This is a genomic window from Clostridium gasigenes (assembly GCF_017348895.1).
GTDB lineage: Bacteria > Bacillota > Clostridia > Clostridiales > Clostridiaceae > Clostridium > Clostridium gasigenes.
The window spans coordinates 1,265,324-1,278,643 of the sequence record NZ_CP071376.1; the positions used below are offsets into that span (position 1 = coordinate 1,265,324).

General features: G+C 30.0%; 15 protein-coding genes. 13 read left to right on the top strand and 2 right to left on the bottom strand.

The genetic code is table 11. The annotated features are described in order from the left end of the window. Positions 1–31: 31 nt before the first annotated feature. A complete protein-coding gene (locus J1C67_RS06175; RefSeq protein ID WP_167867180.1) occupies positions 32–1,195 on the bottom strand; it encodes an aminotransferase class V-fold PLP-dependent enzyme in 1,164 nt (387 codons plus the stop codon). A gap of 243 nt (positions 1,196–1,438) precedes the next feature. Between J1C67_RS06175 and J1C67_RS06180 the strand changes: the two genes are divergently transcribed. The 11 genes from J1C67_RS06180 to J1C67_RS06230 all read left to right on the top strand — a co-directional run bounded on the left by J1C67_RS06180 (position 1,439) and on the right by J1C67_RS06230 (position 10,442). Further along, positions 1,439–1,678 (top strand): putative Se/S carrier protein, encoded by a 240-nt coding sequence (locus J1C67_RS06180; protein WP_089972174.1) that lies wholly within the window; start codon positions 1,439–1,441, stop codon positions 1,676–1,678. A 63-nt stretch (positions 1,679–1,741) separates the two neighbouring features. Then, complete coding sequence (locus J1C67_RS06185; protein WP_242874005.1) at positions 1,742–2,656, top strand: mechanosensitive ion channel family protein; 915 nt, start codon at positions 1,742–1,744, stop codon at positions 2,654–2,656. Positions 2,657–2,709: 53 nt separating this feature from the next. Next, positions 2,710–2,895 (top strand): DUF951 domain-containing protein, encoded by a 186-nt coding sequence (locus tag J1C67_RS06190; protein WP_089972171.1) that lies wholly within the window; start codon positions 2,710–2,712, stop codon positions 2,893–2,895. Between the two features lie 110 nt (positions 2,896–3,005). Further along, on the top strand, positions 3,006–3,293 hold the full coding sequence (gene rpsF / locus J1C67_RS06195; protein ID WP_089972169.1) for a 30S ribosomal protein S6: 288 nt from the start codon (positions 3,006–3,008) through the stop codon (positions 3,291–3,293). Positions 3,294–3,306: 13 nt separating this feature from the next. Then, complete coding sequence (locus J1C67_RS06200; protein WP_089972167.1) at positions 3,307–3,759, top strand: single-stranded DNA-binding protein; 453 nt, start codon at positions 3,307–3,309, stop codon at positions 3,757–3,759. Between the two features lie 38 nt (positions 3,760–3,797). Continuing rightward, positions 3,798–4,043, top strand: a complete 246-nt coding sequence (rpsR, locus tag J1C67_RS06205; protein WP_089972165.1) for a 30S ribosomal protein S18 — start codon at positions 3,798–3,800, stop codon at positions 4,041–4,043. A 292-nt stretch (positions 4,044–4,335) separates the two neighbouring features. Then, a complete protein-coding gene (locus tag J1C67_RS06210; protein WP_089972162.1) occupies positions 4,336–4,653 on the top strand; it encodes a MazG-like family protein in 318 nt (105 codons plus the stop codon). A 23-nt stretch (positions 4,654–4,676) separates the two neighbouring features. Continuing rightward, the gene (locus tag J1C67_RS06215) at positions 4,677–6,629 is read left to right on the top strand and encodes a DHH family phosphoesterase (protein ID WP_167867181.1); all 1,953 of its coding nucleotides are present in this window, start codon (positions 4,677–4,679) and stop codon (positions 6,627–6,629) included. 1 nt (position 6,630) lies between these two features. Continuing rightward, positions 6,631–7,074, top strand: coding sequence for a 50S ribosomal protein L9 (gene rplI / locus J1C67_RS06220; RefSeq protein WP_089972158.1), 444 nt, complete (start codon positions 6,631–6,633; stop codon positions 7,072–7,074). Between the two features lie 15 nt (positions 7,075–7,089). After that, complete coding sequence (gene lonC / locus J1C67_RS06225) at positions 7,090–8,988, top strand: Lon family ATP-dependent protease (protein ID WP_167867182.1); 1,899 nt, start codon at positions 7,090–7,092, stop codon at positions 8,986–8,988. Positions 8,989–9,107: 119 nt separating this feature from the next. Next, a complete protein-coding gene (locus tag J1C67_RS06230) occupies positions 9,108–10,442 on the top strand; it encodes a replicative DNA helicase (RefSeq protein ID WP_089972154.1) in 1,335 nt (444 codons plus the stop codon). A 44-nt stretch (positions 10,443–10,486) separates the two neighbouring features. Here the strand turns inward: J1C67_RS06230 and J1C67_RS06235 are convergent, their stop codons facing one another. Continuing rightward, positions 10,487–10,834 carry an Hsp20/alpha crystallin family protein gene (locus J1C67_RS06235; RefSeq protein WP_167867183.1) on the bottom strand — a complete coding sequence of 116 codons (348 nt, stop codon included), beginning with the start codon at positions 10,832–10,834 and terminating at the stop codon, positions 10,487–10,489. Between the two features lie 132 nt (positions 10,835–10,966). Between J1C67_RS06235 and proC the strand changes: the two genes are divergently transcribed. Together proC and J1C67_RS06245 are read left to right on the top strand one after the other, a co-directional pair. Then, positions 10,967–11,767: a pyrroline-5-carboxylate reductase gene (gene proC, locus J1C67_RS06240; RefSeq protein WP_167867184.1), complete on the top strand. Its 801-nt coding sequence runs from the start codon at positions 10,967–10,969 to the stop codon at positions 11,765–11,767. Between the two features lie 181 nt (positions 11,768–11,948). Next, a complete protein-coding gene (locus J1C67_RS06245; RefSeq protein WP_167867185.1) occupies positions 11,949–13,238 on the top strand; it encodes an adenylosuccinate synthase in 1,290 nt (429 codons plus the stop codon). The last annotated feature ends 82 nt before the right edge of the window (positions 13,239–13,320 follow it).

Here is a 13,320-nt window from a genome sequence, read left to right on the forward strand (position 1 = left end):
AGCGATATAAAAGTAATTGTATAAATATAGTTTAAATTTTAAACCTGTTTTTAGCGATATCATATATAGCCTTTAAAGTATAATCTAGTTCTGATTTTTTATTGAAATAGCTAACACTAAGCCTGATACTGCCGCTGGGATAGCTACCTACTGTTTCATGCGCAAGAGGAGCACAGTGTAATCCAGATCTGTTTTTTATTCCATAAGTATTATCAAGCTCAAAAGATAATTCGGATGTATCCATATTGTTAATATTAAATGAAATACAGGTAGTAGAATTTAATGCTGTTTTATCTCCATAAAAAGTTATATCATCTATATTTAAAAGTTCTTTAATAAAGTATGAATGAAGATACTTATTATGTTCATAAATAGAATCTAAACCTTCGGTATTAATAAAATTAATACCTTCATATAAGCCGACTATACCAGGGATATTAAGGGTTCCTGATTCAAATTTATCAGGCAAAAAATCTGGTTGAGATATAGAATGAGATAAACTTCCAGTGCCCCCAACTATAAGAGGTTTACATACTTGATTCAAATTATCATCTATAATAAAACCACCAATTCCTTGAGGTCCAAATAGACTTTTGTGGCCTGCAAAAGCTAATGCACTTAAATTCATTTCTTTAAAATCGGTTTTTAATACGCCTGCACCTTGAGCACTATCAAGTATAAAAAATATTCCTTTAAGCTTACAAATATTGCCTATTTCTTTTATAGGTTGAATACTACCTGTAACATTTGAAGCTTGACTTAATACAACCAATTTTGTATTAGGTTTAATGGATTTTAAAATATCATTAGAATTAATAAAGCCTTCAATATTTGCAGCTACAATATCAATCTCAATATTTAACTGTTCTTTAAGTTGATATAAAGGTCTAATAACGGAGTTATGTTCCATAGAAGATGTGATAACATGATCACCTGGTTTAAGAATTCCGTTAAGTAATGTATTTAGCGATGTTGTAATATTATTTGTAAAAATAACATTAGCTGGACAGTCAAAATTAAAAAAATTAGCTAATGATTCACGGGTGTCATATAATATACGATTAGCTTTTAACGAATTAGAATGATTGGACCTACCAGAGTTACCACCTATATTAGTTAGAAAATTGTACATGGAGTCGGCAACTAATTTAGGTTTAGGGAAAGTTGTACTTGCGTTATCTAAATATATATCCATAAAATCTCCTTTAAGACGTTAAATTTTATAATAAATAAGTATTAATATATTTATTATAAGTGGTTAGAATAATACCTTTAAAAACATAATAGATTAATTATAAAATAATGCAATAATAAATGCATCATTTTAATGAAAATAGTTATTTTTACTATGTATAGGTATTTTAATATAGAAAAAGTTATAATATAATTAGCATAGATAAATTTATATGTTATATATAAATTATATAAGGAGGAAAGAATGAGTTATTTTATAATTGTTTTTAAAAATACTTACGATGCCATGAGTGCAGAAAAAAAGCTGGAAGAAAAAAATATAGTATTAAGAATAATGCCAACACCAACTATAATTACACAAAGTTGTGGCATATGTGTAAGAATTGAAGATAGAAATAAAATAGATAATATAATTAATGATAAAATTATTGAATTTAAAAGTATATATGAGAGAAAAGAAGATAGATACAATAAGATTATCTAAATGAGGTTATAAAGTTATCTAAATAAAGCTATCATCTAAATAAAGTTATTAAGAGGAGAAAGTATGTATAGTAATTTAATGATGGTTAATAAAATAGGCATTTTCACATTTGAAAAAGCAGAAGCTGGAGGGTCAAGTATAGCATTAGACTGGGACAAGATAGAAATTATTATAGGTAAAAGTATTAAAGTGATTTTTATTCTTTTGGCAATGTGGATAGGAATTAAAATTGGAGATGCAATAATAAATAAATTTGTAGAGAAACAAGTTAAAAGTAAACTAAGTTTTTCTATGAATGAACAAAAGGCAATAACTATTGCATCTGTTTTAAAAAGCGCTCTAAAATATGGAATTTATTTTTCTGGATTTTCAACCATCATTTTTAGTAATTTCAAGGTTTCCGGAGAAATATTAGCAGTTGGGGGATTTGCAATTGGTATTGGGGCTCAGAGTTTAGTTAAAGATTTAATTAATGGTTTCTTTATATTATTTGAGGACCAATATGGTGTTGGAGATCATGTAACTTTAGGGCGATATGAAGGTATAGTAGAAGGAATAGGCATTAGGACCACTATATTAAGAGGGTTTACAGGCGATGTATACACTGTAACTAATGGATCGATATTAGAGGTTACAAATCATTCTAGAGGGGATATAAGGTTTAGTGTAGATGTAGAAATAGCATATGAAGAAAATGTAGATAATGCATTAGACTTGATAAAGAAGGTTTGTCTTAAATTTGAGGAAAAATATAAAGAGGATTTAAGAGGAAAAATTGATGTGTTAGGAGTAACAGCATTAAATGCAGCGGGAGTAACTATTAGAATTATTGGTAGGGCAAAGCCTTTAAGTCAATGGGAGATGGAAAGAAAACTAAGAAAAGATATTAAATTTGCATTAGATGAGTGTGGAATAGAAATTCCTTATCCTAAGACACAAATAATAAATATTAAAAAGGAAATAGATTTAGACAAATAGAGAAATAATAAAAAAAAATTTAGTTAAAATATTAATGGAATGGAGGGGTAATAATGGTAGATAGCTTTGATCTAGGCGATATTGTTGAAATGAAAAAGCAACATCCTTGTGGTAGCAAAGAGTTTGAGGTAATTAGACTTGGGGCGGATATAAAGATTAAGTGTACTGGATGTGCAAGAATAATAATGCTTCCAAGAAGTAAATTCCAAAAAGATGCAAAAAAAATAATAAAAATGTAAAAATAAAAATAAAAAAACTTGAAACATCTTAAAAAAAATGATAAAATATTGAATTGTAATCCCTGCTGTGTAAAGCATGGCCGATAGTCCAAGGGGAGGAGGTGAAAATGATGAGAAAGTACGAAGTTATATTTATATTACACCCATCATTAGATGAAGATGCTGTTAAAGCAAACATCGAAAAGTTTAAAGGTGTTATAGAAAATGGTGGAGGAACAATCGAAAACGTAGATTTCTGGGGTAAGAGAAAACTTGCTTATGAAATATCAAAGGTTAACGATGGTTACTACACATTAGTGCACTTCAATGCAAATCCTGAATTACCTAAAGAATTAGACAGAGTATTCAGAATTACTGATGGTGTTATAAGACATATCATAATTAAAAAAGAAGCGTAAGAGGTGATATTGTATGAATAAGGTAATGCTTATTGGAAGACTCACTAGAGATCCAGAATTAAACTTTGCAGCTAACAGCGGAACTGCCGTTGGAAAATTTTCTTTAGCTGTAACAAGACAGTTTAAAAAGGAAGAAACTGATTTTATTAATTGCATAGCATTTGGTAAAACAGGAGAGATAATAGCACAATATCTTACAAAAGGAAGCCCTATAGCAGTTACTGGCAGTATCAGAACTGGTAGTTATGAAGCTAAAGATGGAACAAAGAGATATACAACTGATGTAGTTGTAGAATCATTTGATTTTATCGGAGGCAATGCTAATAGTGGAAGAGATCAAAATTCATCAAATGGTGGATTTGGAGCTTCAAAACCTGAGTATTCAGCACCGTCAAACAATTCATTTGGTGGAGCTAACTTTGAAGAAGATATGACTCCTGTCGATGACGGGGATATGCCTTTCTAAGAAGATAAGTCTAAATTTTTAATTAAGGAGGGAATATCATGAGAGACGTAAAGAGATCTGGTGGAAAAATGAGAAGATCTAAGAGAAAAGTATGCTCATTCTGCGTAGACAAAGCTGTAGATATCGATTATAAAGATATAAATAAGCTAAGAAAGTTTGTTACAGAAAGAGGAAAGATACTTCCAAGAAGAATTTCTGGAACTTGCGCTAAACATCAAAGACAAGTTACAGCAGCTATAAAGAGATCAAGAAATATAGCATTATTACCATTCACAACTGAGTAGTAATTAGAACCCCTGATTAGTCAGGGGTTTTTTATTATATAAATATATATATTTGAGGTCATTAATTTGTTGCAATAATAATAATTTATAATTTATAATAGATATATAAGGGTATTAAGATATCTAAAAAAATAACAGTTCAACGTGATATGTATATTTTTTGATTATGCGAGGAGATGAAATACACTGATAGTATTTCTATAAGTGTATTATATCGACAAAGTATGGACAAAAATAGACTAACATATGGATTAATTATTTTTTGAAGGTGTCTGAAATAGAGGTGAAATGGGTGAAGAGAGAAGATTTAAATATAATGGCTAACATAAAAATTATAGAAAAATTAAAAGCCAATCTTTTATGTATTATAGGTGAGTTTTTTACCTTGTTAACAAAAGGTAGTAATGTAGCACAGGATTCTATATTAAATTGCATATCTGGAGCTATGTTAATATTATATGTATTAGGACAAAAGTTAGGATATTCATGTAAAGATATTGATGAAGATATGAAGAGTAAATTAAAAGTTGGAATATCTGAAGGACATGAATATGAAAAAGAAGGTAGAAGTTTAAGTAAACTTCAAAGCCATTTAAAGCAAAATCATTAATTCAATGATTGTAGGAGGCTTTTATGAAAAAAGAACTAGAAAATATTAAGCCTGTGATAACACCAATAATGTTTATTGGTGCTTGTATAAGTTTTTATTATATAGATAATGTATTTTTAGGTTCTATACTAATAGTTATATATATATTATTTATTTTAAGTGGAGTTAATAATAAACGTAAGCATAAGAGCTCTATAGAAGAGTTGAAATTTAATATAGATGAAGCTATAAGTGAGAATATGTTAAATCTTATATTTCCTTTGGTTTTAATAAATAGAGCTGGAGATATTGTATGGAAAAATACTAAGTTTGAAGATATTCTAAAAAAAGATGCAAGCGAAGCAAATATAATTAGTGTTGCTACAGGTTTAGAATTATCTAGATTAATAGATTGTGATAAAGACTTCTATCAAAAGATTAAAATTGAAAATTACTTATATAAAGTATATTCACAAGAGGTTAGTATAAATAATAAACAGTATCAAGATAATATATATGCCGTATATTTTAACAATATGAGCGAGTTTAATAGCGTTGATTCTACAAAAGAAAGTATTATATTAATTGAGGTCGATAACTTAGTAGAAGTACTAGAGACTACATTGGATGCAGATAAACCTATGCTCGTGGCAGAAGTTGAAAGAGATATAAATGCATATGCACACAAACTTAAGGCTATGATAACTAAGTATGATACTAATAAATATGTTTTTTCGGTTCAAGATAAATATATAAATCAAGAAATTAAGTGTAAATTTAGTATTTTAGAGAGTATATCTAAGATTGATAGAGGGAATAAATTAGAAGTAACTCTTAGTATTGGAATTGGAAGAGGTGGAATATCTCCTCAAGAAAATTATAACTTTGCTAGTGCGGCAAAAGAATTAGCACTAGGTAGAGGTGGAGATCAAGCCGCAGTAAAGAATAATGATAAAATAATATTTTTCGGTGGAAACACAAGAGAAATTGAAAAAAGAACAAGAGTAAGGGCTAGAGTTATAGCTCATGCGTTAAAAGGATTAATTTATGAAAGTAGCAATGTTTTTATTGTGGGTCATAAGAGTCCAGATATGGACTGCTTTGGTTCAGCTATAGGAATAGCGTCTGTAGTAAGACAACTAGGGAAGCCTTGTAATATAGTCTTAAATAATGATATAAATGCAATAGAATATTATTTGAATAAGATTAAAGAAGATAGTAGATATAATAACTTACTAATAACATCAGAAGAAGCAAATAAACAACTAACAGAGAAGTCACTAGTTATAGTAGTTGATGTTCACAATAAAAGTTATGCTCAGGAAATAGCCTTTGTAGAAAAGGCCCACAGGAAAGTTATTATAGATCATCACAGAAGGAGTCCTGACATTATAGAAGGCGCTATATTAACATATATAGAGGTATATGCATCATCTACCGCAGAAATGGTAACAGAACTTATTCAATATATGGTAGAAAAACCAAAGCTATCTAAAAATGAAGCTGAAGGGCTACTCGCAGGTATATTTATGGATACAAAAGGTTTCTCCTTTAAAGCCGGAGTAAGGACCTTTGATGCAGCATCATTTTTAAGAGGTTTAGGAGCAGATACTATAGAGGTTAAAAAGATGTTTACTGATGATTTGGAAGATTATTTAATGATTGCTGATACTATTAGATCCGCAGAGGTAGAAGATGGAATAGCAATTGCAGTAGCACCAGAAAGATTAAAAGAATCTTTTATGGTAGCAAGATCAGCGGATGAGCTATTAAGTATATCAGGAATAAAAGTTTCATTTGTTTTAGCAAAAATAAATGATGAAATTATAGTAAGTGGAAGATCTATTGGAGATATAAATGTGCAAATAATATTAGAAGCTATGGGTGGTGGCGGTCATATGAATATGGCAGGAACCAAACTGACAAACACAACAATAGAGAGTGCTATAGAGCAGTTAAAAGACGCGATAACAAAAAAATTAAGGATGGGTGAGTAACATGAAGGTAATACTATTACAAGATGTTAAGAATATGGGAAAAAAGGGAGATGTAATAGAGGCATCAGATGGATATGCAAGAAATTTCCTATTTCCAAAGAAGTTAGCTATGCAAGCTAATGATAATAATTTACATGTATTAAATGCGAAAAAAGAAAATGAAAGAAAGAAAAAATTAGCTGAATTAGAAGCAGCTCAAAAACTAGCTAGTGAGTTAAAAGGAAAAGAAATAACAATAAAAGCTAAGGTTGGAGATAAGGGCAAATTATTTGGAGCTATTACTAATAAAGATGTAGTTACATTAATAAATGCAAAATTTAAATTAGAAATTGATAAAAAGAAAGTTATAATGGATACAATAAAAATTGCAGGTACTTATGAGATAGAAATTAAATTATACCCAGAAGTAACTACAAAGATGAAAGTAATTATTGCTACGCAATAATAAGGGGGATTAGTTTTGAAGTCATATGATGAAATAAAGAATTTAGAAGATATACTAAACAGTGATTTATCATTAGATGCACAAGTGAATGTTATACATCAAATACTTAAAAATATTTTAGATGAAGGTGCAATAAGAGCAAGAACTGTAAGATTTAAACTTCAAAAGTACGTAAATTCTGCTAATATATGTGAAAGAGTTTATGCGTTGAATATAATAGCTTCTGATGGAAAGGGTGTAAAAACAATTCCTTCAGAAGAAGATGTTAAAGATTTGTTAGAGGATACTATATATTTTATAGCAGAGAATTTAGCAAGAAAATATGTTCAAACTAAAATAGAGACAGAAGTAGAGAAAGCTTTAGCAGAAAGACAAGATAAATTTATGGATGACTTAAAGGTCTCTATAATTAAAAAGCAAAAAGGTCCTGAAAGTGAAAAAACTAATGTAAAATTGGAAAGGCTTCAAGCTTTAGATGCAAAGAATATAAATAAGAATGTTATGAATTTACTTAGACCGGAAAACTTCGATGAAGTAATAGGTCAAAGTAGAGCTATAAAATCACTTATATCTAAAATGGCATCTCCGTATCCTCAACATATTCTTTTATATGGGCCACCGGGGGTTGGGAAAACTTCAGCAGCAAGGCTTGCATTAAAGGCTGCAAAGAAGCTAGCAATTACTCCTTTTGATGAGGATTCTAAATTTATAGAAGTTGATGGAACTACATTAAGATGGGATCCAAGAGAAATAACAAATCCACTACTAGGATCAGTACATGATCCTATATACCAAGGTAGTAAAAAAGACCTTGCAGAAATAGGAGTTCCTGAACCTAAAACAGGACTTGTAACAGAGGCTCATGGTGGAGTTTTATTTATAGATGAAATTGGTGAACTTGATGATATTCTTCAAAATAAACTGTTAAAAGTTTTAGAAGATAAGAGAGTTGCATTTTCATCATCATACTATGATCCAGATGATGAAAATACACCAGGGTATATAAAATATTTATTTGATAATGGAGCACCAGCAGACTTTGTTCTAATTGGAGCAACTACTAAGGCTCCAAGTCAAATAAATTCTGCATTAAGATCAAGATGTACAGAAGTGTACTTTGAGCCATTATCAGCAAAGGATATAGAGGGGATAATAGAAACCGCATCTACTAAGCTTAACGTAAAGCTAGAAGATGGTGTTGCGGAATTTATAAGCAGATATACCATAGAAGGTAGAAAGGCTGTAAATATCCTTTCTGATGCTTATGGATACTCTTTATATACTACTGATAACTCAATAGAAGATAATACAATTAAGCTTAAGGATGTAGAAGAGGTTATTTCTATTGGTAGATATTCACCTTATGAAATTATAGAAGATATAGATAATAGTAAAATAGGTCAAGTTCATGGCTTAGGAGTAAGTGGTTTCATAGGATCGACATTAGAAATAGAAGCCGTAGTTTTCCCAGCTAAAAAGAAAGGCTTTGGAACTATTAAGTTTAACGATACTGCAGGTTCAATGGCTAAAGATTCAGTCTTTAACGCTGCATCTGTTATAAGAAGAATAACAGAAAAGGAAATTAGAGATTATGATATACATGTAAATGTAGTTGGTGGAGGAAAGATTGATGGTCCTTCAGCGGGAGCTGCTATAACAGTATGTATAATAAGTGCACTTCTTGAGAAACCTATAAGACAAGATATAGCTATTACCGGGGAAATATCTTTAAGAGGTAATATCAAACCAGTAGGAGGTATATTTGAAAAAATATATGGAGCAAGAAGAAAAGGCATAAAACTTGTGGCAATTCCAAAAGCTAATGAAAAAGAAATTCCACTTGGATTAGATGATATAGATGTAATTGCATTAGATCATATAGACGAATTGTTAAAGATAGTATTTGAGAAGTAAAATGAATTAAGCTTCCTTGAAAAAGGAAGCTTAATTTTATGAGAAAAATTATAAAAAGGCCTATATATGTGATATTATTTACATATAATAAATTTAAATAAATTAAGAGGGGGTGCATTATGGAAGCTGCAGCTATGAGAAGTTTGCCGCAAAGTACAGAGGCGGAACAGTCTGTTATCGGATCTATGATAATAGATAAGAGTGCTATTTCTAAGGTGTTAGAGAAGTTAAAAGAAGAAGATTTTTATAGAGATAGGCATAAAGCTTTATATAAAGCTTTAAGAGAAATGTTCCAAAAAGATATGGCGGTTGATTTATTAACTATATTAGAGTATTTAAAATCAACAGATATGCTAGAAAAATCTGGTGGTGTAACATATATATCAGAACTAAGTGCATCAGTACCCACTACTGCAAACTTAAGTGCCTATATAAAAATAGTAGAGGAAAAATCATTACTTAGAAGATTAATTAAGTCCTCAACTAAAATAATAGAAGAAAGTTATAATGGGCAAGATGATGTAGATAAAGTATTAGATAGCGCTCAAAAGAAAATTTTTGACATAGCAGAAAAGAAAAACTCAGGAGATTATGAGGTTCTTTCAAGTGTGTTAGAAAGAGGCTTTTTAGAAATAGAAAGACTTTTTAATAATAAAGGTGAAATTACAGGGGTAGGCTCAGGAATAAAAGATTTAGATGAAAAAACTTCTGGTTTTCAAAAGGGTGAAATGATTCTAATTGCAGCAAGACCATCTATGGGTAAAACAACTTTTGCATTAAATATAGCTGAAACAGCAGCTTTAAGACATGGTAAAAGTGTAGTTATATTTTCTCTGGAAATGCCAAGAGAACAATTAGCTTATAAGCTACTTTGTTCTGAAGCAAGGGTGGATATGTTGAAACTTAGAACTGGTAATTTAGAAGATGATGATTGGGAAAGAATAGCAAAGGCTACTGGACCATTATCAAAAGCTAAAATATATATAGATGATACTGCAGGGTTATCTGTAATGGAAATGAGATCGAAATGTAGAAAGATTAAAATGGAACATGGAATAGATATGATACTTATAGATTATTTGCAACTAATGTCTGGAAGTAATACTGAAAGTAGACAACAAGAAGTATCAGAAATATCTAGATCCATAAAAGCATTGGCAAAAGAAATGGAATGCCCTGTTATTGCATTATCACAATTATCACGTGCTCCAGAACAAAGAGCAGATCATAGACCTATGCTTTCAGATTTAAGAGAATCTGGATCTATAGAGCAGGATGCTGATGTTGTTATGTTCTTATATAGGGATGAATATTATAATAAAGAATCAGAAGATAGAGGGACAGCTGAGTGTATAATAGCTAAGCAAAGAAATGGTCCGGTTGGAACAATTAAAATGGCTTGGATAGGCGCACATAGTAAGTTTGCCGATTTAGACGTAGTTCATGGTGAATAAAAAAAAGTTATGCTTAAATGCATAGCTTTTCTTTTAAATATAATTTATTGAAATTTTTTAGGTAAGGTTATGTATATTAAATGTGGAAAGCATATATTTTGAGTTTGGGTTATATCTATATCCTTTAAATAAAAAGTTCTTTTATATTTTAAAGAAGAATATTTATTACCCTTAAAGGTAAAATCAATTACAAGAAAATTGTTTAGATAGCTTAAAACAATACTATCTTTATGCAATCCTTGAAGGTAAATAGAAATAGTATATTTATATGGATTATCTAATATATTAACTAAAACATTATCTTTAATATCTAAGGTGTTTTGATTTAGTTTATTATCATTAGATGATTTTTTTAATAAAGAAAATTTATTTTTTGAATTTCTAATTACCATAAAAAAACCTCCTTACATAACAATAGTTTGTGTAAGATGAAACAAGCTATCCTATGATGGTTATGGTGGTTAATGTATATTATTAATAATAAAGATAAAAATAGAAGTCTATAATAAAATAGGGGGAAAAAAATGAGTAAAAAAATTGGATTTATTGGTTGCGGTAATATGGGAAAAGCTATGGTTTTAGGTCTTTTAACTAATGAAAAAATAACTAAAAATGATATATTTATTTCTACTAGAACAAAGAAATCAGGAGTTAAGATAACAGATGAAACTGGAATAAAATATACCTTGAATAATTGTGAAGTAGCTGAGTTTGCAGATGTTTTATTTTTAGCAGTAAAACCTAATATGTACAAATCAGTGATAAAAGAAATTACAAATTATGTAAAAGAAGATGTGATTATAGTTACGATTGCTGCAGGGGTTAAACTTTCGGATGTAGAAATGTGGTTTGGGAAAGAAGTTAAAATAATAAAAACAATGCCGAATACACCGGCAATGGTTGGGGAAGGTATGTCGGCAATTTGCTTTAATAAATTAATAAAGCAAGAAGAATTAGATTATGTTTGTGGTTTATATAATAATTTTGGTAAGTATGAAATTTTGGCGGAAAAAGATTTTCATGCATTTACAGCATTATGTGGATCCTCACCAGCTTATGTGTTTATGTTTATAGAAGCTATGGCAGACGCTGCAGTTAAACTTGGAATACCAAGAGCGAAAGCATACACTATGGCATCGCAAAGCGTATTAGGCTCAGCAAAGCTTGTTTTAGAGACTGGTAAGCATCCAGGAGAATTAAAAGATATGGTTTGTTCACCTGGAGGAACTACTATAGAAGCTGTAATTGAATTAGAAAATCAAGGTTTTAGAAATTCTGTTATAAGTGCTATGGAAAAGTGCGCAGATAAATCTGAAAATATGTAATTGAAAATTAAAAATTTAATGATTATACGAATTATAGTAAAAAAAAGCAAAAAAATATTCGCAAAAAAAGTTGAAAGTTTTACCTTACTTTGATACTATAGTATGTGGGATTTAAATTATTTTATATCTCAAATTTATTAGTTTAAGACTAAAATAGTCTTTTAATAAGGAGGAAACATAAATGTCAGCATTTATTGTTCTAGGAGCACAGTGGGGAGACGAAGGTAAAGGAAAGTTAACAGATTATTTAGCAGAAGAAGCTAACGTAGTAGTTAGATTTCAAGGGGGAAACAATGCAGGTCATACTGTTGAAGTTGGAGAAAAACAATATAAACTTCATCTAATTCCTTCAGGGATATTACACGATGATAAATTAAATGTTATAGGTAATGGAGTTGCGGTAGATCCAAATGCTTTATTTAGCGAAATAGATTATTTGCAGAGAGAGGGTGTTAATGTTACACCAGAAAAACTTATTGTAAGTGATAGAGCTCAGCTTATAATGCCTTATCATAAGACATTAGATATACTAAAAGAAAAAGCTAGAGGAAAAAATGATATAGGAACAACTGGTAAGGGAATAGGCCCTTGCTACACAGATAAATATGAAAGATGTGGAATTAGAGTTTGTGATTTATTGCATACTGAAGTTTTTGAAGAAAAACTAAGATTCAACATAGAATCAAAAAATGCTTATATAACTAATGTATTAGGTGGAGAAGCATTAAATTTTGATGAAATATTTAATGCTTATGTTAAGCTTGGGGAAAGATTAAGACCTTTCGTTCAAGATACTTCAGTTAGAGTATATGATGAAATAAAGAAAAATCAAACAGTACTATTTGAAGGTGCTCAAGGAATGCTTCTTGATATAGATCATGGAACATATCCATATGTAACGTCATCAAACACTACAGCAGGTGGAGTTTCAACTGGTATAGGTGTTGGACCAACTATGATAACAAACGTTGTAGGTATTGCGAAAGCTTATACTACAAGGGTTGGTAAAGGACCATTCCCAACTGAATTAGAAGATGCAACTGGTGAGTGGATAAGAGAAAAAGGCCATGAATATGGAACTACTACAGGTAGATCAAGAAGATGTGGTTGGTTAGATGTAGTTATATTAAAGACTACTGTTAGAGTATGTGGATTAACTTCATTAGTTGTAACTAAAATAGATACATTAGCAAACTTAGAAAAGATTAAGGTTTGTGTAGGATATAACTTTGAAGGTAGAGTTATAGATTACTTCCCAGCAAGTTTAGAAGATTTAGCTAAATGTGAACCAATTTATGAAGAGTTTGATGGTTGGGATGATAGTATTGCAGATGCAAGAAGCTATGATGAGATACCTGAAAATGCTAAGAAGTATTTAAAGAGAATAGAAGAACTTACAGAAACAAAGATTTCAATAGTTTCAGTAGGTCCAAAAAGAGATCAAACAATTAGAGTAAGAAAAGAACTTTAATAAGGGGACTGAAAGAAAATAGACTAGAAGATGATTTTCTATTTTTTCAAAATGCCTAATAAAAGCCCAAGATTTTTTAGTC